Source organism: Oceanobacillus luteolus (assembly GCF_042678205.1).
GTDB lineage: Bacteria > Bacillota > Bacilli > Bacillales > Amphibacillaceae > Oceanobacillus > Oceanobacillus luteolus.
In genome coordinates this window covers 63,983-90,269 of the sequence record NZ_JBHUDE010000017.1, presented here as the reverse complement: position 1 = coordinate 90,269, position 26,287 = coordinate 63,983, and the positions used below count along the sequence as shown (strand labels likewise).

The following is a 26,287-nucleotide window of genomic DNA, read 5'->3' as shown; positions in this document are numbered from 1 at the left end:
TTAGATACTTATTCTACGTTCAAATACAACTTACCTTCTGCTTGCTCCCTTGTTGTATTCTTAAAGTCATCAACCACTTTGACTTCGATGACCGCTCCATCAGCAACAACATTGCTTGTCGCTGTGTAGAATCCTACATAGTTACCAGGAGATGTTTCCATCATCGGCAGCTCTGTAACATTCCTCGCAATGCCAAGATTCGTCAATGGCATGTGGATAGAGAAGGTTGCACGTAATCCTGGTTCACTTTGGAACTCAATTTTAACTGATTGACCTGCTTGTAGTTCTACATCTTCAGTCGGTGTCAAGTTCGTAATTTCAGGTGCAGTGTACTTGGCAAACACAGTTACTTCCTGAGTCGTCTCATTACCGGCCAAGTCAGTTGCCACAACCTCAATCACGTTTTCACCTTCATCCAAAATGATTCGTTGAGAGAATGAACCATCTTCAGAAACAGTTGTTGTGCGGCCGTTTACCGTCACTTTATCAAGGTTGGCATCTTCCACTGAACCTTCGACCGTTGTCGTTTCCCGATTGGTCTTCTCACCATCTTTTGGACTAGTAACCGCCAATTCTGGTGCTTCGGTATCCAGGGTTACCGTTACTGTTTCCGAGTTTGCAGCGTCCTCGCCGTCAATATACGTTACTGCGACGAATTCGTTTGCTCCCTCTTCCAGCTCTGTGTCGATTGCGAAGCTTCCATCTGATTCAACTTCGACAGAATCGATAACCTCACCATTTTGCTGAACTTCAAGCGTGGTTTCCGGAGAAGCTGTTCCTTCTACCGTAACTTCCGCTTCATTTGTAACTGTTCCGTCCGCAGGTGATGTGATAACTGGATCATCAACACCATAAGCTACACGGGCACGAATCATATAGTTACCTTCTGATGCAGGAGATGGTGACCAGCTTCCTCCAACACCTTGGTAGCTTCTCCCCGCATTTTGACTGCTTTCATCTGTCGCTAGACCAGGGACGTTAGGATTTGCCTGAGTTTGTACGTAAACCATAAAGAAGTCCCCATCCACTTGGATACTTTCTTCTCTCAAGTCCACGACCGTCCACTCATTTAGATCCCGAATTGCTTCTGCTTCAATTGGACCAGCCAATTTCTCAGCAGGCATCCCGTCTTCTCCAGCAGACCAGACTTCAACTGCAAATGGTGTATCTCCCGGTATCGGCCAATCTGTACCATGGAACTGGAACACACCATCCGTTACAAGCGCTGTATCCCTGCCCTCAGGAAGAGACATTTTCACAGCCCATTTGTTTCCTGCATCGTAAAATGCACGAGCGTTTTCAGCTGTTCCATCATCATAATAAATCTCGCCGCCTGGTACGGTGTAGAATGGCTCCAGCTCAATATCGAGTGAAACGTCACCACTCAGGTCGACTTCAACTTCTTTAGATTGATAGTCTCTTGCAACAACTTTTAGTGTATACGTTCCCTCGTAACCGGTTAATTCATAGTTACCGTCTTCATCCGTTACGACAGGTTCCACATTCGCATCTTCCGCTAAAAGAACTGTAGCTCCTTCGATTGGATTACCAGTACGTTCGTTGGTAATTGTTCCACTTACCGTTCCTTGTGGAAGTTCATCCAATACAAAGTTGGCAGTGACACTTTCATCTGCTGTCACTTCAACATTTTTTTCTTCTGACGCAAAACCGTAAGCCTCTGCTACAACTGTGAACTCACCTGCTGCATGCATTAAGCGGTAAGAACCATCTTGTGGGTTTGTGCTGACCGAACGATTCGTTTCCAGCACACTCACTTGAGCAGCAAGTGGAATGCCACTTGATTCTTCTGCAGTTTGCTCAGCATCTTTTGCTGAAGCAGAATCAGCATCTTTTCCAGAGGATTTAGATGGCTTTTCAGCGCCTAGGGACGCTTTCTTTTCTGCTTCTTTCTCCGCTTCCTTCTTCTCTAATTCTTCCTTCGTTTCAGTTGGTAAATATTTAGCAATTTCTTCAGGCGTCATGTTGGTCGTTTCGCCTTCTGAAGTATCGGTTAATGCAACATCATCGATATACCAGCCCGGTCTTACTACACTTCCATCAGAGTAAGCATAGAAACCGATATAAACCTGCTGACCTGCATATGCTGATAAATCAATGTTTGCATCCTGCCAAGTTTCTTCAATGCCGCCAAATAGTTGAAGCTCTGTCCATTCCTCTAAATCAGTGGAAATGACTACTTGACCATAATCCCAGTCTCTTCCAGTAGAAGAGGAGCGTTCAAAGTTATGCCAGCTCTTGAATTGTAAATAAGATTCTCCTTCAGGCAAGCTGATTGCCGGCATTAACAAGGTTGCATCCATTCTTGACGGATAATTTGCATCAAGATCTGTAGCATATACATTTTCACCGGATACTGCTTCACCTGGTCCAGAGGTTGGTACTCCTCTTTCCCATACATCGTTTTCCCCGAATGACGTCCAGCCGACAGCTGTATCTTCAAAGTCTTCGGAGTATCCGACTGTAATTGGATCCGCGAGCGTTACAACATATTCCGGAGTTTCCACTTCATTTCCAGCATAGTCACTCACTGTCCATTTGTACGTGAACTCGTCCCCTGTAATAAATTCACTTGGAACAGTTACCGAGAACAAGCCATGTGTCGCATTATCTTCAACAAGTTCTGTTTCAAGGTCTTGGAATTCACCATTATCATCTAGATAATGTAGTACCGCGTCACCAATCAACAAGTCATCATAGACATCGATGCTTAAACGTAGTGGCATACCCTCATACGTTTCAACAGGTGACTCATGTTCAAAGGTTGGTGCTACATCATCATCGGCATATTGAGATACATCTGTTAACGTGACATCATCAATATACCAGCCCGGTCTATGAACACTACCATCGGAATGCGTGTAATAAGCAAGATAGATACGCTCTCCTACGTAGTCACGTAAGTCCACTTCCACACTGGACCAGTAATCTTCAATCCCATAGAAGTTGCGGATTGGCTCCCAGTTTTCCATGTCAGTGGAAATGACCAACTGACCATAATCATAGTTCGTACCTGACGAACTTTGCTCAAAATTATGCCAGCTCTTCAGTTGCAGAAAGGCATCCCCATCTTCCGGCATATCAATAGGCGGCATAACTAATTCCGCACGCATATTACCGGTATAGTTATCAGCCAGATTCGTGGCATAGACATTTTCTCCAGAAACTGCTTCACCTGGACCTGAGGTTGGTGCGCCCCATTCCCAAACGTTATTCGTTCCAGTTTTCAACCAGCCAACCGGCTCGTTATTGCCTTCGAAATCTTCAGAGTAACCAATTGTAATACCGGACATAACGTTGACAGTATATTCTTCTGTTGTCACTGTATTATTTCCGAAGTCATTGATGACGAAAGTGTATGTGAATGTCCCTTCTTCAATCGCTTCACCTGGCACAGTGACGGAATACTCACCAGAACGGAAGTCACCAGCCGTACGTGTTGCTTCTAAAACTTCATCACCATAGTGAAGTTCTACCGAAGTGACGCTCACATCATCTGAAACCTGAATCGTTAAATCTAAATCCAATTGGGAATACGTTTCTGCAGGTGCTTCATGCTCATACGTCGGAGGAGTTGTATCCTCTCCATCCTTCGTAACCTGCCCTTCAATGGTTCCTAATCCGGAGATTACAGAAGAAACTGCAGCAAATGCATCGACAATTCCATGCCCGTAACCGTTATTCGGGGACTCTGGGAATTGATCGTCGGTTCCTGCAGCCGAATCAGCTGTTTCCATCAGTACTTCTTCTATCGTATCCACGTCAAGACCTGCATTCGCTGACCTCAACAAGGCAACTGTTCCGGCAACTGCTGGTGATGCCATTGAAGTACCGTTGTACGCAGCATAACCGCCACCCGGAACTGAGGAACGAACTCCTTGACCTGGAGCTGCGATATCCGGTTTGATTTCATCATATGGTGATGGACCTAATAAGGAGAAAGTGGCCCGTTCATCATTGGAATTCGTCGCACCGACTGCAAAAGATTCTGGATAGTTTGCCGGCACAGCTACTGATCCCGGTCCACCTGGATTGGACAATGTCGTATTTCCAGCTGCAAAAGCAGGGAAAATATCTGACGCTCTCCATGCAGTTACTGCATCACGATACCACTCATTCAGACCTGGTCCGCCACCCCAAGAGTTGTTCACCACATCTGGTGCTTTCGTTACGTCACCGCCTGGAGCTAAAATCCACTCTGCCGCAGCAAGTAAATCCCTGTCATAAGCTCCCAATGGCGTAAATGCTTGAACAGAAATCCACTTCGCACCTGGCGCAACACCCACTTGGTTGGAACCGTCTGGCTCACTACCTACCATCGTTCCAGTTACGTGTGTTCCATGACCGTCATCGTCATACGGTACATCTCGTCCATTTACTGGATCAAAGAAACTGTACGTATGATCAACTTCGCCGGTAGCTGGGTCATATCCTCGATATTTATCGCGAAGTGCCGGATGTTGCCAATCAACACCAGTATCGATACTCGCAACAACCGCTCCTTGACCGTCAACACCCATATCCCAAACTGCCGGTGCGCCGATGCGCTCGATACTCCATTCGACGGATGCTGTTTCATTTTGCGGAGCTTCTTCTATATCTACCGTACGAATCAACTCACGCTTTTCGTTTGGAAGGATCTTTTCTACTTCTTGGAAAGAAGCAACTTTTTCTGCAACTTCTTTTGTCGCTGTAACAGCTATACCATTAACGATAAAATACGGTTGAACATCTTCTGCTTGTCCATTCTGTTCTGCTTCTTCAAGGTAATCCAACACATTTTGTTGGGACTCCAATGCAGTCTGCTTCAATGCAGAAATAACGGCAGATCGCTGTGCATGTTCCTGATTCATTGCCGAAAGATTTGCTTTTTGTGCACTCACTTTAGCTTCTTCGGCAACCTTCATCGTATCAGTCGTCTCTTTAAACTTAATTAAAAACGTTACCCTCTCTTCTTTTTCCAACTCTTTTTGTAAGCTATTGCTCACTTTGTTCTCTACGTTAACGTTGGAGTCGTTTAGAGAGTGACTAATCTTTCCGTTCGACTGTGCAAAGGTCAAGCCTGGAGTAAATAATGTAAAAATCATGATGATGGACGCGAAAATACTAAATGCACGAGCCTGTCTTTGTTTTTTCCTCAAGATTCATCCTTCCTCTCATTTTTTTGTTTTCTAAATTTAAACTCCTGCCCCCCTTTTATCTACTTGTAAACCTACTGCCTCAGTCTAGTTGTTAACATAACTATAGTAGAATGAGAGAAAAGATAAAGGCGATTCTTGTCGAAAAAAACTCTTGTTTTTGTAATTGATAGATTAGTAATGAGTTTTCCTAGTTTTGTTCATAGGTAGAAACCCTGTTTTAATCGATCAAAGATACAAGATTCCCTTAAAATATAACTTTTCTACTATTTCTTTATAAGCAGCCGAATGACCTGTTTCTAAAAATAATGATATTTACTCATTCAATTAACGAAAAAAACGCTATACTTTCTCAACACATGAAATAGGGGACTTATGAACTATTAAGATGCATCCGAAAGGAGTACTTCATTTTCAGATAACATGAGGTAATATAGGCAAAAGACTCATGTGAAAGGAGGCCGAAATTTCCATTAATTTCTATTACTTGATTTCATTTCTACTCAGACTTAAAAAGTGAAGCTTGTTATATGAATATATTATCCATACAAGTTACTAGCTTAACCTGTAATTGACAATGAAAAGTAACCCGTAGAATGATATATATTCGTACTTATATTTTTCTAATAGGTATCATATCTTTATAAAAAAATAAAATCCATATTGCGTATTTGCAATATGGATTTTATTTGAGACAGAAACTATTTTTCATCTATTACTACATCATCTAAATTAATGCTTCTTCACCTTTTTCTTGCTTAAATAACTTATTATCATACATTTTAATAAATGGCAGCCAAACAATAAATGCTGCAAAAGCGGAAATCAATGCAAGAATTATCGCCATATAGTCTCCTCCTGTACTTAAGAAAGCACCCGCACCTATCGGAGTAGGCCAAGGAAGTTGCGCGATAACAGGTCCTATAACATTTAGTTTAATTGCCCAGTAACCTACTGAAGCTGATACCATTGGTGCTAGGAAAAACGGAATTGCTAAAAACGGATTATATACAATCGGTAATCCGAATATTAATGGCTCATTAATATTAAAAATACCAGGGGCTAGAGCTGCCTTGCCTAAAACTTTTAATTGCTTTGATTTAGCTAAGAATGCAATGAAAATACACAGCCCTAAAGTGGCTCCAGATCCACCAATATATACAAATGCATTCTGGAATTCGCCAGCGAATGGAATATTTTCCCCATTTATGTTAGATTGCAAGTTTGTAAGAACGATTGGTGTTAAGAAGCCTGATATAATAGTTGCACCATGTATACCTACAATCCAAAGTGCTGAGATAAGGAAGTAAATAACTAGAATACCTAACCAGCTACTTGTTAAATTAACCACGAAGCCAAATGGAATAGCAACAATCTTAAATATGTCTGTCCCTACTGCAACTAGAACACCGTTAATTAATAAAACAACGAAAGCTACTAAAAATGCAGGGATTAATGCCGTAAACGATCTGGATACACCCTCTGGTACTGCTTCAGGCATTTTAATAACCCAGTTTTGTCTCACACATAATCTATATATTTGTACTGCTATAATAGACATGATGATGGACGTGAATATCCCTGTGGCTCCTAATCGACTTACACCCTCTGCAATCATTTCCCATCCATGAACAATTGTATTATTTTCATCGATTTGATGAATCAGAGACATTTTCCCATTTTCAATAACTAACTGAGGAACAGTCATAAAAAATGCAAATAAAGATAGTAATGCACCATTTAATGGGTTTAAGTTTAATTCTTCTTCTTCAGCATATATTTTTGTATACTCATAACCAATAACAAGCCCAAAGTATAAAGCTAATAATCCCATAGTTGCTTTGTTAGCTAACATATACAAATCGCTAATTCTAAAAAATGTATTATCAAAAAGGTTCTCTAGAAATGTAAATGTATCTGGTAATACGTTTAATACTAAGAACATCGATCCTACAATTACAAACGGAATAGAGGCCATCCCTGCAGCCATAATTGCACGAACTATACGAAAGGATGCGATTTTACCCATGGGACTCATTAGATACTTTTCCAAGAAAGCAAATACTTTATTTTCATTTTCCATCGTAATTCCCCCGATCTATTCTTAATAAATAGCCTCTTCATATTCCTTTATACATTCATACTGTTTATCTTCATTGTGCTGAATTGAATGTAAACGCTTAACAATAATTGCACTTAAAAATATTCCTATCATCAAAATCGCTATAATGAATAGTTTAGACTGCTCTTTTTCTATTAAGAAAGGATAAAATATAGTAAAGGTAGAAGAAAGATAAGTCGGAAATAGCAATATAATATTTGTAACAAGTTGAATGTAAAAATAATACTTTGTATACTTAGCATTATTAGTATGACTGCTAAATATCTTCACCTGTTCCGCAGCACTAACGACAAAGACAATAAGTAAAACAACTGGAATTAAAAATAGTGACGATTTACTCATTCCCAATAGAATTAACCAATATAAATTCGTAAAAAAGAATAGTGACGAAACATATCTTACAAGTAAATATCTATTAAAATACATTGTCTTTACACTTAAATTCTTTCTATTGCGTTCTATCTGTGACATTCCACTATTTTTCATTAAAATCCCTCTTCTATCAATTCAGCTCCTCGCTACTTGCAAAAGCAGTAGCGAAGAATCTGTATATTACGTACTTATATCTAATTCTCACTTAATCAACCTGTCTTCAACATATATCAATCATTTATCCAGTTCTTCCAAAATAACATTTGCTAGCTTTTCAATCCCCATTGGAATAGGAACATACGCCTGGGGCGGGATATTTACAACTGGTCTGCCTACACGATCTCCAGCTTCTTTAAGCCTTTTATAATACATTTTTGTCTGAGGGCTTATCAAAAATAAATCAAAGTCATTTTTTTCAATCAACTTCTGACCCTCACTAGATCCTGCTGCATCTATTTCAATATCATGCCCCTTATCTTTAAGAAGTTCTGACGTTTTCTTTGCCATTAACGAAGATGACATACCACCTGCACAAATAATTAATGCTTTTTTCATTTTTATTCCTCCGTTGAATTATTTTTTTATAAATTTCTTTGATTTATATTGCGAAATATGCAAAGATAGCGTTTACACGTCATTAAATCCTTTTCCCATTGCTCTCAATAACTTCCTTATACCAATAGAAGCTTTTCTTTCTCATACGGCGAAGGTCATGTACCCCTTCTTCATGCTGATTAACATATACGAAGCCATAGCGTTTCTGAAATCCGTTCAACCAACTTAACAAATCTGTAAATGACCATACGCAATAACCAATCATTTCCACACCATCAGTAATCGATTCCTGAATTGCTTTTATATGTGTACGAATATACTCAATGCGATAATCATCATTAATTGTGGAGCCGTCTTCCACCTTATCGTGTTCACCAAGTCCATTTTCACTGATTAAGATTGGTAAACCATATCGGTTTGTAATTCTGCGAAGGCCTATTCGCAATCCCTGTGGGTCTATATTCCAGTCCCAATTTGTTCTCTCCAAGTTCTCATTCATAACAGTTTTATAGAGGCCTGGTATTCCTGTATCCTCCATCGTCCCTTTTTTACCAGTAGTATTAAAATGACCTTCCAAAGTAGCGCCATCTAAAGGATTTTCTTCATACGTTGTTGTTTGATAATAGTTCACACCCATAAAGTCAGGCTTTCCTTCTTTTAGTAATTCAAAATCGCCTACATTTACTTCTGGCGCTATTCCTCTACGTTCGAGGTAATCCCAACTTGCTTTCGGATATACACCCCAGGCATAGACATCCATCCACCAATGATTTGTTAATTCCTCCGCATTTTCTGCCGCTAGAATATCTGCTGGTTTTGATGTAGCAGCATATGCGGGTGAGTAAGCAAAACTTGGACCAATTTTCCCATCAGGAATATAATTTCGAAATTCTTTAATAGCAATCGCATTTGCTAAATTAGCATGGTGGTTCACTTGATAATATAACTTATCATCTTTCACCCCAGGCGGGTGCATCCCTGTTTGATATCCTAGTCTAGTGAATATATTTTGCTCATTCAAAGAAACCCAATATTTCACACGATCTCCAAACTCCTTAAATAATGTAATACTATAATTTTTAAAGTCCTCGACAATTTGCCTTGACTCCCAACCACCATATTCATCTTGAAGTGCTTGCGGTAAATCCCAATGATAAATGGTTAATATTGGCTCAATATCATGTTTAACCAGCTCATCAATTAAACGATTATAAAAATCTATTCCTTTTTGATTTATTTCACCTTTTCCTTCAGGAAAAATACGTGTCCATGCTACAGAGAATCGGTAGGTTTTCATACCCATTTCAGCCATTAAAGCTATGTCTTCTTTATAACGATGGTAATGATCAACAGCTACATCGCCGTTTGTTCCTTTGAATGTTTTTCCCGGAATACGGACAAATTCGTCCCAATTAGATTTCCCTTTTCCATCCGTATCCCATGCACCCTCTACTTGATAGGCAGCAGAAGCCGCTCCCCATAAGAAATCATTTGGAAATGGTTTAAGCTTTTCATGTAACATTGTAAAAGCCACTCCTTTTTTTGATCTTTCTATCGTTCTGAAGGCAGCTCGCCATAACCATCTACCTCACTAATTTACTGTTTCACTTTGAAAAAATTGTGGTAAATAGTCTTTATGTGCTTCCAACATTTCATCCACTATTTCTTTTGCGATTGTATCAGAGGGCGTAAGCGGGTTAATCGCTAGAGCGAGAATTGCTGTATTATAGTCCCCTGTCACAGCTGCTTGAGCTGCAACCCGCTCAAAAGATTTGATTTGTTGAACGAGCCCACGTGCCGCTACAGGAATATCTCCCATTGTTAATGGGATTGGTCCGTCTTTTGTAATGATACTGCTTATTTCAACAGCTGAATCCGCTGGAATACTTGCTATTGCTCCATTATTTTTTGTGTTTACAGGTTGAATGTCACGTTTATCTGTATAAATAGAAGTAATCAAGCGAACTGCGGCATCTGAATAATATGCTCCCCCACGCTCTTCTAATTGTGGTGGTTTAGTATTTAACTTCTCGTCTTTATATAATTCAAATAGTTCATCTTCCAACTTTTGAACAATTTCCGCTCGAGTTCCTTCATTTTTCGAGCTTTCGAGTGCTTTATCTACCATTTCTTGAGATTTATAGTAATACATGTGATACGGACACGTAAGAGCATCCAATGCCTGAATAAATTCTGGTTCCCACCCCATACCATCTATGTTTTTAACAAAACTACTATTTTTTGGATCAGATAACTTCTCAATTACTTCTTCTTTGACACTAACACCATCAACATAAATGTCTAATCCATAAACCATATGGTTCAATCCTGCAAAATCAATACGTATACGTGAATGATCAACATCTAGTAGTTTAGCAATCCCCATTTCCATTCCAATAGGAACATTACATAGGCCGATAACTTTTTCAATGTTAGAATAACGAAGAACAGCTTCTGTCACCATCCCAGCTGGATTTGTAAAATTAATTAACCATGCATCTGGACAAAGTTCCTCCATATCTCTACAAATATCTAAGATGACCGGAATAGTACGTAACCCTTTAAATAATCCTCCCGGACCGTTTGTTTCTTGACCAAGAACACCATATTTAAGTGGGATACGTTCGTCTTTTTCCCGTGCATTAAGAAGACCAACACGAAATTGCGTCGTGACAAAGTCTGCATCTTTTAATGCAGCTTTTCGGTCTAGTGTTAAATGAATATCAATTGGGAGGCCTGCCTTTTCAATCATTCGTTTGGCGAGGTTCCCAACAATTTCAAGTTTCTCTCTACCCTCTTCAATATCAACTAACCACAATTCTGTTAATGGAAACTCATCATAACGTTTAATAAACCCTTCGACTAGTTCTGGAGTGTAACTTGATCCCCCTCCAATTGTAGTTACCTTCAACTTATGATTTGTCATGGTTATCCCCTTTCGAATTATTTCATTTTATGATGAAGTTCAATCATTTCTTCAGCTAAATCCGTAACAGTCATTGCGTTCATTAGATGGTCTTGTGCATGGATGAGTAATAAGCGAATCTCTACTTTTTCCCCACGAGCTTCTCCTTGAATGAGATCTGTTTGCGACCGGTGCGCTTTTTCCAATTCCTCATTTGCTTCCTTAATTTTTTGGTTAGCTATATCAAACTGACCAGCTTTAGCATGTTGGATTGCTTCCATTGCCAAGCTTCGAGCATTTCCACCATGTAAAATAATTTGAAAACTTATTTCTTCTATGTTCATTGCTGCTCTCCTTCCCCTGAGCTGACCCGCTACAAAGTAATGGGAATATTTATTGCTTTTATCTGCTTACATATACAATAATTCGAAATCGCTTTCAAATAAATCTATACTTTTTCCTTAGCATTAAGGAAAATATTACATCGAAATATTTCAGAATGAAAAACTTGTATATATTGCATAAAAAATACCGAGCAAATCAGCTCGGTATTTTCAACCAACCTACACATTATTGTATAGTATCTCTATAAAGTTTCCTCTTTGCTCACAATTTATCAGCTGTTTCACTTTTTTTTCATTATCAATCATTCCAATTAGATATTCATACATACCTGCTAAATTCGATGTTTTATTCTTTCCTAGACTTAATAGACAAACAAATTGAACACGATTCCCTCCCCAATTAATAGGTCTCTTCAATGTGCAAATAGCCCAAATGGTTTCATCTGAATGTGGACTCATCGGATGCGGAATTGCAACCAAGTTCCCAAAGCTAGTTGGCGATAATCGTTCTCTTTCAATTACTGATTTACCGAAAGTGCTATCCACATAGCCTGTTGATTCTAATTTACTTACCAAAAATTGAATAACATCTTCCTTTGTGTGGAAATCTTTTTGAAGAAAGATAAGCTCCTCTTTCGCATAGACGTTAAGATTTTCATCTCTCTCATGTAAGTGATCCTCTATTTTACTGATGTCGTCTACTCCTAATATTGTATTCACGTATATAATTGGAACAGGTAACTTTTTCTCAATCGGAATAGTTGTAATAATAAAATCAATCTGTTCTAAAGAGGTTTCACTTAATCTATAATAATCAATTGCATCTACAATTATTAATTGATTAAAGTACTTAGATTGTAATTTATACTTTAATAACATTGCAGTACCCATTCCAGTGGCACATACAATAATACAACGCTTTACATCTTGATTCATTTGTTGTCTATACATGGCCACTCTTATGTGTAACGCAATATAGCCAATTTCATGTTCATCAATTTCTATATCTAATCTATTATTTAATACTTCACTTGCTAAAATCGCAGCATCAAATGCAAGTGGATATTTTGCTTTGATCTCGTCAAGCAATGGATTTCGTAAATTCATCCCATAACGCAGACGATTTATTGCTGGTCTTAAATGTAATCCCAAAGCTATAAGTAAATCTTTATCGTTTTTTAATCGTAATTTAAATCGTTCATCAATTTTCATTATAATTTCGTTGATTGTATTTCTTAATTCACTTTCAACAAAGGATTCAAACTCTTGGCTGCTTAAATTATTTGTTGCAAGTTTATTAGTACCTAAGAGATGAATGGCAATATACGCGATTTCTTGCTCAGGAAAAGAAACATCAAAAGCTGATTCAATTTTTTCTACTATCTTCTTGGCCACTCTGTATTCTTTTTTTGAATATATCCCTTCAAATTCTTTAGGTGGAAGAGATATATAATTTTTATCGTAAATTCGCTTACAAGCGATAGCGAAATGAATACTTAAATTATTTAAGGCAATATCAGATAAGTCAATCTCATTCTCCCGGATTTCCTCTAGAATGATACATTGGATCTTATTTAATACTTCTGTTGAAAGAATTGAGTTCGTCACGTTTTGTATATTAAATTTAGCCGATTCTCTATTTAATAAATACTCTGACAAGCAAAACCTAAAATTCATCTCATTTCCTACTACCTTAACTCCATAATATGGCCTACTTTCTATCTCGAGTTGAAAGCTTTTTAATATTTTCCTTACTTCAATCAAATCATTCTGCAGTGTAGATTTGCTTATATATAGTTCATCCGCAATGTCATCTAATTTAATATAATTATTCGCAAGAAGTAGTTTTCTAATAATATTATTGACACGCTCTTCAGGTGAATTGGGTGGTTTATTAGCTAGATTATTAGATTTATTAAACACCTTTTGTAAAAAAAGCTTGAATGTTTTCTCGTCATTAATAACTAGCTCATACCCAACTCCTCTTGTTGACTTAATGTATCCACCACCTTGTAATAAAATATCATTTAGTTCCTTTATGTCATTCCGAATCGTTCTTGATGTTACTAGAATAGCGTTAGCTAAATCATTACTAGTAATTGGTGATTTGATAGATATCAATTCTTTTAATATTAGCATCATTCGACTAGTCAGCATCCCAATCACTCCTATATATTATATATAGTAAATGAATAATCAGACATGAGCATCCTACATTCATTTTATTTCGTTGAATAATTTTTCACAAATATTAGGTGAAATTCGAATAAAGATACTTAATTAAAGTTTAAGGCACGGAATGATAGAAGGATATTATTAGAAGTTTCACTAATCGTATAGGAAGAATTTGAATAAAATGACTATCCCCCCCAGATGGGGGGGCATGAAAGAATAGCTACTTAAGCAAAATATACGTGGAGTATCCCACAATTCTATAGTTACTCACACTAATTTAGTATTAGGATACTTCTCGTTATATTGCTCACTGAGAATAAATCACCGAACGTTTAAAAATATTTCCTGCTTTTGTTTTTCCTTCGATATCAATCGTAATTGTATAAGTGCCGTCTTTTTCATCTAGTTGAAGAGATTGCGAGAGTGCGTCACGGCCTGTTGCCTGCCATTGTGTATGATTTTTCGGATTGTTCGTTTCGATGACATGGTAGGTCGCTACGAGACTATCCTGGTCAATCTTAGAAGATTCAGCATGAAGTAATACAAGATTATTCCCGAGCAACATATTTCCCTTTTCCGCTGACAACAAGTGATCACTTTGATAATCAGCTACGAGCAAATATGCATTTTCTTCTGCAGGGGATAGCGTCTTGATTTTCCATTCACCACTTACAGGAGATGGTACCTTTATAACATATCTACTCGCACCCTTGAAGATTCCTTCTTCCATCTGCACCTCTTTAACTGACGCATCCACTTTTTCCCCTGTTGGAGAAAGCAATTCCACTTCCGTGAGCGACTCTGCAGTCAATATCTGAAGTCCCAAGGAGTCCACGTCCTCCTCGACATATACAGAAATCTCATCTTGTTCAGTTAACGGCCCTCCATCGACCCAGTGATTCGTTTTCGGCATAGGAAAATTCTTCTCTTCACCTATTGGTGTTGAGTTATTTGTTGTGACGAGTTGATGTCCGCTCAAATAATCTCTGAAAACAGGAAAAGTTGCCCCTGAACGGACGGATGTGTGGTTCCAATCGCCGATTCTTAATTCCTGTCCACCAGGCAAATTACTACTTGCCACCGTGACAACTCCATCGTTTGGACCATAACTGGATAAATACACTCCGCCAAACCAATTGGCAGAGAAAGGCGTTCCCCAATTTGTCCCACCGATTGTATAATAATTATGTTGATAAGCATTTCCGTTTGCATCCGTCTGCGCTCGAAAATCCGCCATATACGCTGTCTGCATGGAAGCTGTTCCTTCCCCCTGCATTCCGATCAACTCAGCAAGCCAACCCGCTCCACCACTATAGGCAAGATCAGCAAGCTCCGAACCGTGATGTGGACTGGAAAGTGTGATGACATTTTCTACGTAGGGTCCTGCATCATAATACGTTAGAGCCGTCTGCGTATCGACTCCACCTTTACTGTAGGCTACAACGGTAATCTGTTTCCCGTTAAAAGCGTTGGAGATTTCTCGAATCTTAGAAGCTAACAAACTTCCATTATTCCACATATCGGCCGACTCGCCGCCCGCATCATGAAGCTGGATAAATGCCGTTTGATACCCGGCTTGATAGGCCGTCTCATACATATCATTATTTTCCCAGAAGATTTGGGCCACATTATTTAAACCAGGGACAAATAATAAAACAGGGGCATCTGCAATCAGATTGTCAGGAGTTTCTCCACGATACCATTCACCAGGGGTTTCATCATTTCCGTTCCCTCCTTTTCCAGAAACGGTATTCGACGATGAATCTTCTACCAAGACAGGTGGCGGCACTTCCTCCTGTGCAGATACTGTTTGTGTGCATCCAAGGTGTATTCCAGCTGTCAAAATGCCAAGGAAACAAACTGCCAGGAAACGATTTAGTCTTTTCATTTTTCACTCTCCTATTATTAATTTTATGTGAACACCATGACACTTGGTGTTAACAAAGGAAGGACAGCTAAGAGGAATAGGATAAAGAATGAGGGGTCTACGCTGCGCAGAAATGCTAAATATTTTTATTGATAAGTAAAAATTTAGCAAATTCAAACTCTAGTATAATACATACAGAAATGAATAAAGAGAAACGAAACTACTAAATGAAGCAAGTTAGCTAGGCATATTCAACCGGGTCTATCAGAGTTATGAAACAATGAAGAACAATTCATCTACTAAATAAAGGTCTAAAAGGACATAAACAAACAACCTTCATGTTTAAAAACATAAATATATGCCGAGACTTCATCTACCTTAACCTTACAGATTCCGCCATATGCGTCACCAAAAATCTCCAACTATGATAGAATTAGAAAGTTGAAAAATCTATAAAAAGGAAGGTACATGATGGCACAGTCAAAACTGACAAAACAACAAATTTTCACTCGTATTATTCTACGACTTTTCTTAATCACACTTGGCGCAGTAATTTACGCCCTTGGACTTGAAGGATTCCTCATTCCAAATTCCTTCATGGATGGAGGAGTGACGGGGGTCTCTATCATCGTCTCCAGCTTAACGGACGGTAATCTATCCCTCTTCCTCATTCTGTTTAATATTCCGTTTTTATTTTTCGCTTATAAATTGATGGGGAAAAAGTTTACGATTTTCAGCTTGTATGGAATCATCATTCTATCCATTTCAACAGCAATATTCCGAGATATCCCTACTTTTACCGACGAAATGCTTTTAGCTACGATTTTTGGAGGAGGCATGCTTGGGATCGGACTTGGCATCGTCATCCGTTATGGGGCGGCAATGGATGGTTCAGAAATTCTAGGTGTTGTGCTTGCAGGTAAATTTCCGTTTAACGTTAGTGATTTTATTATGGCATTCAATGTCATTGTTTTCACAATCGGCGGCTTTGTATTCGGCGGAGAAGCTGCAATGTATTCTGTCGTCGCTTATATCATCGCCGCAAAAGTGATGGATACGGTTGTCGATGGATTCAATGAACTGAGTGCCTTCCACATTATCACTGATCAAGCCGATGAAATGGGAAATGCCATCGTTGAGGAGCTTGGCAAAACAGTTACCTACTTGAATGCAGAAGGCGGCCATTCCGGTGAACAATTGAAAGTCATTTATGTCGTTGTATCGATATTAGAAGAATCCAAACTACGAGATTTAATCGATGACGTCGATGAGCATGCATTTGTTTCAGTGAGTACGGTGAATGAAGTTAAGGGTAAGTTGTTTAAGAAGAAGATGGCGTAAGTTTGGGAGAAAGACTGGTTTTTTGCCAGTCTTTTTTATGTGGTGAAGTGTACACTTGCGCTGATCTCTTAGGGCGAAACAAGAGATTATAGTGGTGAATCATACAAGAGAGTGCTTCTATTGTCATGATGCATGCTGAATCGGAGATAAAACTTACTAGAGAGCCGTCCTATGGTCACGAAACAGGCTGATATGGTATCAAAACGTACAAGAGAGAGCCTCTATTGTCATGAAGCATGTTGATTCGGTAGTAAAACGTACTAGAGAGCCGTCCTATGGTCACGAAGCAAGCTGATATCGTGGTAAAACGGACAATAGAGAGGTTCTATTGACACGAATCAAGCTAGTATGGGAGTGTAATGTACAATAGAGAGCTTCTATTGTCACGAACGAATACTGTACGATAGCAAAATAGACAAGAGAGCAGCAATTATTAAAACGTATACCACGCCCCCAATCAAAAACCTGAAGAGAAGTTCTCTTCAGGTTTTCTCACTCTCATAATCACTTAAGCATATACTTTATCTTTCTTGAATCGGTTAAAGCTCAACGGTTCTGTTGGCATAATCGTTTCAGATTTTTCATTGATGATCTCTTCCATCAGTTTACCTGTACCAGTCGCTAAGCTGATTCCGTCCCCTTCATGTCCTGCTGCGATGTAAAATCCTGGAACTTCGTCGACAGCTGAAACAATTGGTAAATGGTCCTCCGTATACGGTCGGAAACCAGTGTACGCACGAATGATTTTGAAATCATTCATCTTCGGATAAAATCGGAGTGCACGTCTTGCCATCGTTTCAACCACATTAATGTCAATCGTTGGATCATAGCCAACAAATTGACGGCTGCTTCCAAGCAGGAAGTTTTGGCTTTCTGTCGGCTCCAAAACGAGAGCAACACCGTGTTTAGCAGTACGCTCATCAGCGATACGTTCACGGCCAAATTTATTCATAAGGTAACCAAATTCCATGACATTTCGCATCATGACGGGCTCTTGTCTCGCTCCGACAAGAATATGTCCTTTTCTCGGAATGATCGGAATATCCACATCGAGCATTTTTCCGATGAATGGTGCCCAAACACCAGCTGCGTTAACGACTTTTTTCGCACGTACATTTCCATTTGTTGTTTGGATAGTAAAGTCCGCATCGTCCTTTGAAATATGCTTCACTTCAGCTTGTGTTTTTACGGCTAATCCATAATCTCTCTCTGCTTTATCGATTAACGCATAGCAGAACATATACGGGTTAATTAAAGAGTCTGTTTCACATTCCAATCCGCCTGGGATGTCATGTGCGAAAAATGGTGATTCATTACGGATATCTTGCTGATCCAACACGTTAAACTTCAAACCGTTTTCCGTTTGTGTTTTAACCCAGTCAACAGCAGCCTGCATTTCATCATCATTATCACAAACTAGAATACTACCAGATCTTCTATATTCAAATGGTCGATCTAACTTTTTGGCCAAGTCTTCAATCAATTCTTGGCTTACCCAAGACATATGGCTGTCGAATCCGGGATCCTTATCAACGATGGATACGTTACCATCACAACGGGAACTTGTACCGCTTGCAATATCATTTTTCTCGATCAGAATACAGTCCAATCCTGATTCAGCAAGATAATAAGCTACTGAACAGCCGACAATTCCGCCGCCAATAATGGCAACTTCATAATTTTTTGTAGGCATACATCATAACCCCCAACCTATAATTAAAAAACAATTTAAAAGCTACCCTAAACTATCTCCGTTAATTATACGTATTCCAATTCTTTCTCCACTTCTTGTGCTTTTACCAAATCATCATATGCTGCGGATACTTTCGCACGGCCTTCTGGAATATGCGGGTGGAATTGGATACTTGCTGCATCCCGAGTTGCTTTCACTTCGCTGATAGCTGTTTGTAATTTACCAGTAATCTCAGAACTATTCTTTTCTTTGTTGACGATAGCCAGACCGGCAACTTTTCCTTGTTCACGGGCAACTTTCGAACTTTCAATTCCAGTAATATTCCCCGCGACATAAATTCCAGCTACCGGTGTCTCCATTTTTTCATTATGAACTGGCACATGACCACCAAGTTCCTCTGAATAAATGAATGGACAGCCGACCACTCCTGCAAGTTCTGCTAAAGGATACAATCCGCCAGCTATACAAACAAAATCGACCGGAATTTCCTCTTCAGAATTTCCGATGATGTCCCCATGCATCGTGACATCAACCATGGTAACGGATTCAACTTTGTCTGTACCATTGATTTGTTTAATTGCTTTATTCAAATAGATTGGCATACCCCACATCTTGATACCACTTTTAGGATAGTATTGCACGACTAAATCTTGAACCCATTTCCATTTTGCAAATCTGCTTCCGAATTGAATAAACTTCGATGGTGCCAAGTGTGCAATTCGTGACAAGCGCTCCATCACAAGGCGCGGATGTGCTTGATCTTCTGAAACGACATTACGAGTTGGCAGAGCCATACTATGAAGATCTACCCCGGCAAGCTGCAACTCTCTTGCAATCGCTGCAGATAATACGTTCACACCAACGACAATTCCCTTTTCACCAACTTTTACACGATGAACGTTTGTCATTACTTGTGCAGCACCAATCGACATGACACCCGGTAATGTCCAGCCAGGAATAGGAGCTGGTGACTCTGCAGCACCTGTTGCGATAAGTACATTCTTAGTGACAAATTTTTGTTGCTTTGTATGTACAACAAATTGCTCTTCTAATTTTTCTATATGATAGACGGAATAACCTAAACGAATGTCTGTATTCAGACTTTCCGCTTTTGTCTGTAACGCCTTGCTCTCTTCAATTCCGTTCCACCATTCACCACTCGGCTCTTGATGGAGCTGTCCAAGAAGACGGCCTCCAGCTTTCGGAAATTCATCTAATACGACGACATCTAAATCATTTTCTCTGCATTGGATGGCAGCCGCTAACCCTGCAGGCCCAGCCCCAATAATAACAACATCTAATTGTTGCATTACTTCTGTCCCTCCTGCTCTTTGTACTCCGCGTATGTTCTTGGCTTCACGCCTTCCTTAGAAGGGTCTAATGGATGAGGCTGAACCTGCCCGCTTTCAACAACCATATTCTCCTGGATAGGAGTTAAACATGCCCGCACATTATCTTCCCCATCAACCGTTACCCGGCATTCAAAACAATGGCCGATATTGCAATAGATGCCACGAGGATTACCAGTTTCCTCATGCTTACGTAATGTACGAATTCCATGAGCTAAAAGAGCCGATGCAATGGTATCGTTTTCAAATCCTTCATACGTTTTACCATCAAATTGGAATGTTACCTTTCGTTTTTGATCAATTTGACCTAACACCGGATGGTCTACTATTCTATTATTCATCTTTTGCCAGGCCTCCTAAATCTGTCAATGAAAGTGGTCTCACTGGAGGAGCGACCTTTAATGGAAGCTCATTTGTAGGATCTTCCCCTGTTATATCAGTTAATACCTTGTCAACAGCTTGACGGCATGTACGCCCACCACAAAAGCCCATCCCGGCTCTTGTCAGCAACTTGAGTTCACGTGCTGAACTGTTGTATTTTCTTGCTGTTTCTTCTAACTCTTGTAATGTTACTTCCTCACATCTACAAACAATTGTGTCTTTCATTGTAAGCCCCCTTGCTGTTAAAAGTTTGTTTATCACTTGTATTCTATCACCAAATTCTTTGAAAATATAGCAAAAATATCGTTTAATAGTTTTTTTACTATAAAATGCGACATGACGGGATACAGGTAAAGTTTTCCACCCCATATCCACGATAATTAATGGTCAAAATCATCAACAAAAGTGCACCTTTCATTCACGAAAAACTAGGACTAGTGATGGACACTCACCAGTCCTAGTTTGACATTATATTTCAGAATTAACAATAGGATAGATGGCGTTATTTCGTAATAGTGGCAGAAGTGAATCTGCCTCTACATTCCATTATAATCCTTTTTTCACTGCCGTTAAGGAAGTATCGATAATCGAAATCATTTTCTCTACTTCATCTTTTGTAATACAGAATGGTGGTGCAAATGCGATGGTATCTTGACCTTCATAAATGATTGCCCGGCCGATCATATTATGCTTCAGAGCTTCCTCTACTACCTTAGGTGCAAGCGGTTCTTCAAATGTTGTTTTTGTATCTCTATCTTTGAAAATTTCAATGGCACCGAGTAAACCAATTTGACGAATATTGCCGATTTCATCATGAGTTTGCTCTAGATATTTGAATCCTTTCAGTAATTCAGCACCCATTTGGTTTACATTTTCATTTAATTTTTCCTGTTCAATGAGTTCCAAGTTTTTAAGAGCGACTGCGCAGGCAGTATTATGACCGCTGTACGTATATCCATGGTAGAAGTTGCCCTCTGTCAGCTCTGTCAACTCTTCTTTAAGTCTATCAGTAAATACTACCCCTCCAAGCGGAGCATAACCGCTAGTCACACCTTTCGCAAACACCAACATATCAGGCACTACACCAAAGTTGTCGATACCAAAAGTTGTACCGGTTCTATAGAAACCATTGATGACCTCGTCTGCAATGAATAAAATATCGTTTTGATCGCAAATCTCACGAACTTCTTTAAAGAAGTCTTCTGATGGTGGCAGGTTCACCCCGCCAGAACCTTGAACTGGTTCAGAAATAATGGCTGCAATGGTTTCGGCACCTTCACGTTCGATTAATTCCTTCAGTGCGTCAATCGATGAATCTACATAGAGGTGTTCTTGAGATAGCCCTGGGAAATCTCTGAACGGGAACAACTCAGTCGCAGGTGAAGCACCAAGGGATACTCCATGATAAGATTTTCCGCGAGAGATGATTTTTGTTTTCTTTTCATAGCCTTTCATTTTCCAGTAGTAACGTGCCGTTTTAAATGCCGTGTCATTCGATTCTGAGCCACCACAAGTGAAAAATGTGTAGTTGAGATCTCCAGGAGTCATTTCGGCGATTTTTGCTGCTAAACGAATGACTGGTTCATGGCTATTCGTTGCGAATGTGGAGCTGTAAGCCAATTTTTTCATTTGCTCCATTGCCGCAACTGCAAGCTCCTCTCTTCCATGTCCGATGTTAACATTCCATAAAGAAGACAGACTATCAATGACTTCTCTTCCTCTTATATCTTTTAAATAGATTCCTTTTCCTTCTGTAAAAATAAACCCTGGCCCATCTGCCTGTTGTTGTTTGAATGAGGTGGATGGATGAAAGAAATGCTTCTTATCCAGTTCAGCCAATTCTTCATATTGCTTTTGTAAGCTTTCCGTTTCTCTTAATAACATATTCATTTTCCCTCCAGGTATTATTATATTTTTTCAGCTATTAAGCTATTGGATTTCCTGATTAATAGCCTAGTTAAAGGTGTTGCTGCATAGGATTACATAGATTTTCTATAATTCAGCTTAAAACTTACGACCTTTGGCTCTGTCATCTCCTGGATGGCATATTTCACACCTTCTCTTCCCAGTCCAGATCCTTTGACACCACCAAATGGCATACCGTCAATCCGATAATCACTACTATCGTTGATCATGATTCCACCAACATTCATTTTCTCGATGGCTTCAAATGCTTTTTCGATATCTCTTGTGAAAATTCCCGCTTGCAGGCCATAGTCAACGTCATTCGATTGTTGGATCGCAGTAGAAAAATCATCCACGGCATATAGTAGTACAACCGGACCAAATATTTCCTGCTTTGCAATTTTGCAATCTGCCGGAACATCCGTTAAAACAGTTGGATAATAAAATGCTCCTTCCCGCTTGCCTCCAATTAAGAGATTTGCACCTTTATCAACTGCTTCATTCACCCATCGCTCTACTCTCATCGCTTCCTTTTCGTTAATCATCGGACCCATATCTGTCGTTTCCAGCATCTTATCTCCCACACGATATTGATTAGTCTGGACAATGAACTCGGAGCAGAATTCATCATAGATTTCCTGTTCAATATAAATCCGTTGGACTCCAAGACAGTTTTGACCCGTGGCATAAAAAGCTCCCGATACCGTTGATTCTACTGCCTCTTGAACATCGGTATCCTTTAAAACGATGACAGGTGAGTTGGATCCCAGCTCCATGCTTATCTTTTTCAATCCTGCTTTATGTGCAATCTCTTCTCCTGTTTCTAGGCCACCTGTAAAGGAAACCATTCGAATCGCCGGATGAGTGACTAGCATATCGCCTATTTCTCCACCATGCCCTGTAATAACCGAGAGCACTTTGGCCGGTAAACCTGCAGCTTCAAATGCTTCCGCTAATAGCAGAGCGCTAAGCGGCGTAACAGTTGCCGGCTTGACGATAATGGCATTTCCTGACGCTATAGCGGGACCGATTTTATGGGCAACTAAGTTGAGTGGGTCATTAAAAGGTGTAATGGCGGCAATGATTCCAATTGGAAAACGATAATAATAGCCCAGGCGATCTTCACTGCCTTCTCTTTGATCGAAAGGAATGGTTTCTCCATGGATACGCCTTGCCTCTTCAGCTGATATCTGCAATGTTTGGATACAGCGTTCCACTTCAGATCTGGCTTGAACAATGGTCTTACTACCTTCCAATGCAATAGTTTCCGCATACTTTTCACTATTCTTTTTAATATAATTAGCAGCCTCGTTTAAGATGCTGACCCTTTCGTGGACCGGCATCGCAGCAGCAATTTCAGCCCCTTCTTTCGCTTGTTCGATGGCGTATAACACATCTTCCTCCGATGCTGCGGGAACACTGGTTATAAATGAATCGTCTTGCGGGTTCCAAACTGCAATCGATTCGTCTTTACTGACCCATTCACCTGCAAGAAACATTTTCGTGTGGAGCACTTCGGTTTTCATAACATCACACCTTCCTGAAAAATGATTAAAAGATTACTGCTTCAATAATCTTAGAGCAGATGCTGCAAGAATGGATACGCCCATCGGAAGACAGCGCTCGTCAATATCAAACGTATTTGTATGCAAGTCACGTGAGATTCCATCCTGCATAGCACATCCAAGAAAGAACATGGCTCCTGGTATTTGTCTTGTCATATATCCAAAATCTTCACCACCAAGACCAAATGGTTTTTGCACAATCTTTAGCTCTGGGTACAGTTCTGTGGCAGCATTTCTTATCACTTCATTCACTTCGCGATCATTATTTAAAGCTGGTTCACCTCGTTCTACAACGAATGTATAGGAGCCTCCGAAAGGCTCCACCACTTTAAATGCTTGCTCCACCTCTTTGGCGAGCTGATCTCTGACTTCAGGTGAGTAACTTCTCAATGTACCTGTGATCGATACTTCTTCAGGAATGATATTGCTGGCAGTTCCCGTCTGGATTTGACCAATGCTTGCAACAGCTGTATCCAGTGCAGATATTTTCTTGGAGATGATTCCGTAAAACGCTTGCAAAAAGGAGCCTAGCATCCAAATCGGATCCGTTCCCAAATGCGGATATCCACTATGCCCTCCTGTCGCTTTTATTTTTCCATGGAAAACATCGACATTTGCCATACTATAGCCATCATTCATTTGGATGGTCCCTACAGGTTCCCAAGGACACATGTGAAGAGCAATAATCGATTCGACGTTTTCCAATACCCCCTCCTGAATCATGCGGGGTGCTCCAGATAAACCTTCATGGTCCGTCGCTTCTTCCGCAGGCTGGAAAATTAGTTTTATCGTCCCTTGGAATAATCCTTCTCTAGCCTTTTCCGCTAGTATTTTCGCTGTTCCAAGTAAAATTGCTGTATGGGCGTCATGGCCACATGCGTGCATCACACCGGGATTTTTTGATACAAAACTATGTTGATTTTTTTCCATAATCGGCAAAGCATCCATATCAGCACGAATCGCCACTGTTTTCCCTTCACCAGCAGAAATGGTTGCTACGATTCCAGTATTTGCAATATGTTCTTGAACAGAAACTCCTTCTATCTCCTTCAATTTTTCAGCAACAAAATCTGCCGTTTGATATTCCTGAAAGCTTAATTCTGGGTATTGATGAAGATGTCTCCTCCAGCTCACAAGCTGACCTTCAATTGCCATCACTTCTCCAATAAGTTCATTCGTTACCATCATTAGGTACTCCCCCCTGCCTGCCAACGCCTATATAATTAACGTGGAGATGGTATCATCTTTTATAATCAACTCTCTTGGAAAATTCGTAAGCACTTCACAGCCCGTTTCTGTCACTCTGAACGTTTCACTTATTTCAATTCCATAATCCTCAAACCATAGGCCCGGTATTAAATGGAATGTCATATTCGGCTCTAAAACAGTGAGGTCTCCTTTACGGATACTTGCTGTATGTTCACCCCAATCAGGTGGATAACTTAAACCGACGGAATAACCAACTCTTGATTCTTTGACCAGTCCATGCTGTGAGATGATTTTTGACCAGGCAAATTCGATCTCTTCACAAGTAACACCTGGTTTGACCACATCAAGGGCTGCATTTAATCCCTCAACCACAACCTTGGATACATCCAATGCTTCCTCACTTGGCATTCCAAGTGATACAGTACGGGCCAGCGGTGCATGATAGCGTTGGTGGCATCCGGCAATTTCAATAATGACCATTTGATTATTTGTATATTTCCTATCCGTCCAAGTGATATGTGGCGTAGATGTATTTCTTCCAGAAGGAAGCATAGGTACAATCGCTGGGTAGTCTCCGCCGAAATCATCCGTCCCCCGGACTAAATCCCGATAAATATCGCCGACGGCATCACACTCTCTAACACCCTCCTGGATGGAATTCACAGCAGTTTGCATGCCGATTTCTACAATTTTTGCTGCTTTCTTCATGTATTCAATTTCTTGGTCGGATTTGATAATACGTACATAGTTGACTAGTAAACTAGCATCAGAGAATGTCGCATTAGGAAGATTTCTTTTTAGACATTCGTATGATTTTATAGAAAAAAAGTAAGAATTCATTTCAATTCCAATGGACCGGTTGGATTGACCAATTTGCGTTAAAATTTGAGCAGCAAATTCGCTAGGATGCTTTGTTTTTGATTGCACATAATCTTCTGGGTAAGGGATAATATTTTCATGATAAAGCCAGGTAGTAGCTTTAGCAGCATTCGCATCCATTTGTCTGCCTATCCATATCGGCTGATCCTCATCGACCATCACAACTAGCATCTGATCTACATAAAATGACCAGCAGTTAAATCCAGAAAGGTAATTCATATTGGAAGGGTTAGTCACGATTAAAACTTCAATCCCTTTTTCCTGCATACTTTTCTTTGTTTGATCTAGTCGTTTTTTATACTCTTTCAAACTGAATGGCAACATCATGTTCCCTCTCTTTCTGATGTAAATATTATTTTATAAGATTGTGATGATTCCCTAACTTAATTATAGAAGGAATACTCCAATAATACATTCGATAATTTGTATGAATTTTATAAAATATTTTCATACAGTTTGATTTATATTG

General features: G+C 39.7%; 18 protein-coding genes. 1 reads left to right on the top strand and 17 read right to left on the bottom strand.

Annotated features, from left to right (window positions below; genetic code table 11):
• Window positions 1–8 precede the first annotated feature (8 nt).
• The 9 genes from ACFSBH_RS04640 to ACFSBH_RS04600 all read right to left on the bottom strand — a co-directional run bounded on the left by ACFSBH_RS04640 (window position 9) and on the right by ACFSBH_RS04600 (window position 15,517).
• Window positions 9–5,159 carry a S8 family serine peptidase gene (locus tag ACFSBH_RS04640; RefSeq protein ID WP_379596268.1) on the bottom strand — a complete coding sequence of 1,717 codons (5,151 nt, stop codon included), beginning with the start codon at window positions 5,157–5,159 and terminating at the stop codon, window positions 9–11.
• 724 nt (window positions 5,160–5,883) lie between these two features.
• Window positions 5,884–7,239 carry a PTS cellobiose transporter subunit IIC gene (celB, locus tag ACFSBH_RS04635; protein WP_251514559.1) on the bottom strand — a complete coding sequence of 452 codons (1,356 nt, stop codon included), beginning with the start codon at window positions 7,237–7,239 and terminating at the stop codon, window positions 5,884–5,886.
• A gap of 21 nt (window positions 7,240–7,260) precedes the next feature.
• Entirely contained in the window at window positions 7,261–7,764 is a 504-nt protein-coding gene (locus ACFSBH_RS04630; RefSeq protein WP_251514560.1) for a hypothetical protein, read from the bottom strand.
• A 120-nt stretch (window positions 7,765–7,884) separates the two neighbouring features.
• Window positions 7,885–8,205, bottom strand: a complete 321-nt coding sequence (locus ACFSBH_RS04625; RefSeq protein WP_251514561.1) for a PTS cellobiose transporter subunit IIB — start codon at window positions 8,203–8,205, stop codon at window positions 7,885–7,887.
• An 82-nt stretch (window positions 8,206–8,287) separates the two neighbouring features.
• Window positions 8,288–9,727, bottom strand: coding sequence for a glycoside hydrolase family 1 protein (locus ACFSBH_RS04620; protein ID WP_251514562.1), 1,440 nt, complete (start codon window positions 9,725–9,727; stop codon window positions 8,288–8,290).
• Between the two features lie 69 nt (window positions 9,728–9,796).
• On the bottom strand, window positions 9,797–11,131 hold the full coding sequence (locus tag ACFSBH_RS04615) for a 6-phospho-beta-glucosidase (protein WP_251514563.1): 1,335 nt from the start codon (window positions 11,129–11,131) through the stop codon (window positions 9,797–9,799).
• Window positions 11,132–11,148: 17 nt separating this feature from the next.
• The gene (locus tag ACFSBH_RS04610; RefSeq protein ID WP_251514564.1) at window positions 11,149–11,454 is read right to left on the bottom strand and encodes a PTS lactose/cellobiose transporter subunit IIA; all 306 of its coding nucleotides are present in this window, start codon (window positions 11,452–11,454) and stop codon (window positions 11,149–11,151) included.
• 219 nt (window positions 11,455–11,673) lie between these two features.
• Window positions 11,674–13,611 (bottom strand): BglG family transcription antiterminator, encoded by a 1,938-nt coding sequence (locus tag ACFSBH_RS04605; RefSeq protein WP_379596264.1) that lies wholly within the window; start codon window positions 13,609–13,611, stop codon window positions 11,674–11,676.
• A 325-nt stretch (window positions 13,612–13,936) separates the two neighbouring features.
• Complete coding sequence (locus ACFSBH_RS04600; RefSeq protein WP_379596262.1) at window positions 13,937–15,517, bottom strand: esterase/lipase family protein; 1,581 nt, start codon at window positions 15,515–15,517, stop codon at window positions 13,937–13,939.
• Between the two features lie 450 nt (window positions 15,518–15,967).
• Between ACFSBH_RS04600 and ACFSBH_RS04595 the strand changes: the two genes are divergently transcribed.
• Complete coding sequence (locus tag ACFSBH_RS04595) at window positions 15,968–16,837, top strand: YitT family protein (RefSeq protein WP_251514573.1); 870 nt, start codon at window positions 15,968–15,970, stop codon at window positions 16,835–16,837.
• A 508-nt stretch (window positions 16,838–17,345) separates the two neighbouring features.
• Here ACFSBH_RS04595 and ACFSBH_RS04590 read toward each other — a convergent pair.
• The 8 genes from ACFSBH_RS04590 to ACFSBH_RS04555 form a co-directional block, all read right to left on the bottom strand.
• Entirely contained in the window at window positions 17,346–18,530 is a 1,185-nt protein-coding gene (locus tag ACFSBH_RS04590) for an NAD(P)/FAD-dependent oxidoreductase (protein ID WP_251512644.1), read from the bottom strand.
• Between the two features lie 65 nt (window positions 18,531–18,595).
• Window positions 18,596–19,840 (bottom strand): NAD(P)/FAD-dependent oxidoreductase, encoded by a 1,245-nt coding sequence (locus ACFSBH_RS04585; protein ID WP_379596259.1) that lies wholly within the window; start codon window positions 19,838–19,840, stop codon window positions 18,596–18,598.
• A complete protein-coding gene (locus ACFSBH_RS04580) occupies window positions 19,840–20,220 on the bottom strand; it encodes a (2Fe-2S)-binding protein (protein WP_379596257.1) in 381 nt (126 codons plus the stop codon). The genes ACFSBH_RS04585 and ACFSBH_RS04580 overlap by 1 nt, the downstream gene beginning before the upstream one ends.
• Window positions 20,213–20,485, bottom strand: coding sequence for a (2Fe-2S)-binding protein (locus ACFSBH_RS04575; RefSeq protein ID WP_251512650.1), 273 nt, complete (start codon window positions 20,483–20,485; stop codon window positions 20,213–20,215). Before ACFSBH_RS04575 ends, ACFSBH_RS04580 begins: the two co-directional genes overlap by 8 nt.
• Before the next feature lie 321 nt (window positions 20,486–20,806).
• The gene (locus ACFSBH_RS04570; protein ID WP_251512652.1) at window positions 20,807–22,144 is read right to left on the bottom strand and encodes an aminotransferase family protein; all 1,338 of its coding nucleotides are present in this window, start codon (window positions 22,142–22,144) and stop codon (window positions 20,807–20,809) included.
• Window positions 22,145–22,239: 95 nt separating this feature from the next.
• On the bottom strand, window positions 22,240–23,691 hold the full coding sequence (locus tag ACFSBH_RS04565) for an aldehyde dehydrogenase family protein (RefSeq protein ID WP_251512654.1): 1,452 nt from the start codon (window positions 23,689–23,691) through the stop codon (window positions 22,240–22,242).
• Window positions 23,692–23,724: 33 nt separating this feature from the next.
• Window positions 23,725–24,918 (bottom strand): M20 metallopeptidase family protein, encoded by a 1,194-nt coding sequence (locus ACFSBH_RS04560; RefSeq protein WP_251512656.1) that lies wholly within the window; start codon window positions 24,916–24,918, stop codon window positions 23,725–23,727.
• A 27-nt stretch (window positions 24,919–24,945) separates the two neighbouring features.
• Window positions 24,946–26,142 carry a M24 family metallopeptidase gene (locus ACFSBH_RS04555; protein WP_251512658.1) on the bottom strand — a complete coding sequence of 399 codons (1,197 nt, stop codon included), beginning with the start codon at window positions 26,140–26,142 and terminating at the stop codon, window positions 24,946–24,948.
• Window positions 26,143–26,287: the final 145 nt, after the last annotated feature.

Coding starts and splice junctions, on each gene's coding strand:
- celB (WP_251514559.1), bottom strand. CDS start 7,239: ATGGAAAATGAAAATAAAGTATTTGCTTTCTTGGAAAAGTATCTAATG.
- ACFSBH_RS04630 (WP_251514560.1), bottom strand. CDS start 7,764: ATGAAAAATAGTGGAATGTCACAGATAGAACGCAATAGAAAGAATTTA.
- ACFSBH_RS04625 (WP_251514561.1), bottom strand. CDS start 8,205: ATGAAAAAAGCATTAATTATTTGTGCAGGTGGTATGTCATCTTCGTTA.
- ACFSBH_RS04620 (WP_251514562.1), bottom strand. CDS start 9,727: ATGTTACATGAAAAGCTTAAACCATTTCCAAATGATTTCTTATGGGGA.
- ACFSBH_RS04615 (WP_251514563.1), bottom strand. CDS start 11,131: ATGACAAATCATAAGTTGAAGGTAACTACAATTGGAGGGGGATCAAGT.
- ACFSBH_RS04610 (WP_251514564.1), bottom strand. CDS start 11,454: ATGAACATAGAAGAAATAAGTTTTCAAATTATTTTACATGGTGGAAAT.
- ACFSBH_RS04605 (WP_379596264.1), bottom strand. CDS start 13,611: ATGCTGACTAGTCGAATGATGCTAATATTAAAAGAATTGATATCTATC.
- ACFSBH_RS04600 (WP_379596262.1), bottom strand. CDS start 15,517: ATGAAAAGACTAAATCGTTTCCTGGCAGTTTGTTTCCTTGGCATTTTG.
- ACFSBH_RS04595 (WP_251514573.1), top strand. CDS start 15,968: ATGGCACAGTCAAAACTGACAAAACAACAAATTTTCACTCGTATTATT.
- ACFSBH_RS04590 (WP_251512644.1), bottom strand. CDS start 18,530: ATGCCTACAAAAAATTATGAAGTTGCCATTATTGGCGGCGGAATTGTC.
- ACFSBH_RS04585 (WP_379596259.1), bottom strand. CDS start 19,840: ATGCAACAATTAGATGTTGTTATTATTGGGGCTGGGCCTGCAGGGTTA.
- ACFSBH_RS04580 (WP_379596257.1), bottom strand. CDS start 20,220: ATGAATAATAGAATAGTAGACCATCCGGTGTTAGGTCAAATTGATCAA.
- ACFSBH_RS04575 (WP_251512650.1), bottom strand. CDS start 20,485: ATGAAAGACACAATTGTTTGTAGATGTGAGGAAGTAACATTACAAGAG.
- ACFSBH_RS04570 (WP_251512652.1), bottom strand. CDS start 22,144: ATGTTATTAAGAGAAACGGAAAGCTTACAAAAGCAATATGAAGAATTG.
- ACFSBH_RS04565 (WP_251512654.1), bottom strand. CDS start 23,691: ATGAAAACCGAAGTGCTCCACACGAAAATGTTTCTTGCAGGTGAATGG.
- ACFSBH_RS04560 (WP_251512656.1), bottom strand. CDS start 24,918: ATGATGGTAACGAATGAACTTATTGGAGAAGTGATGGCAATTGAAGGT.
- ACFSBH_RS04555 (WP_251512658.1), bottom strand. CDS start 26,142: ATGTTGCCATTCAGTTTGAAAGAGTATAAAAAACGACTAGATCAAACA.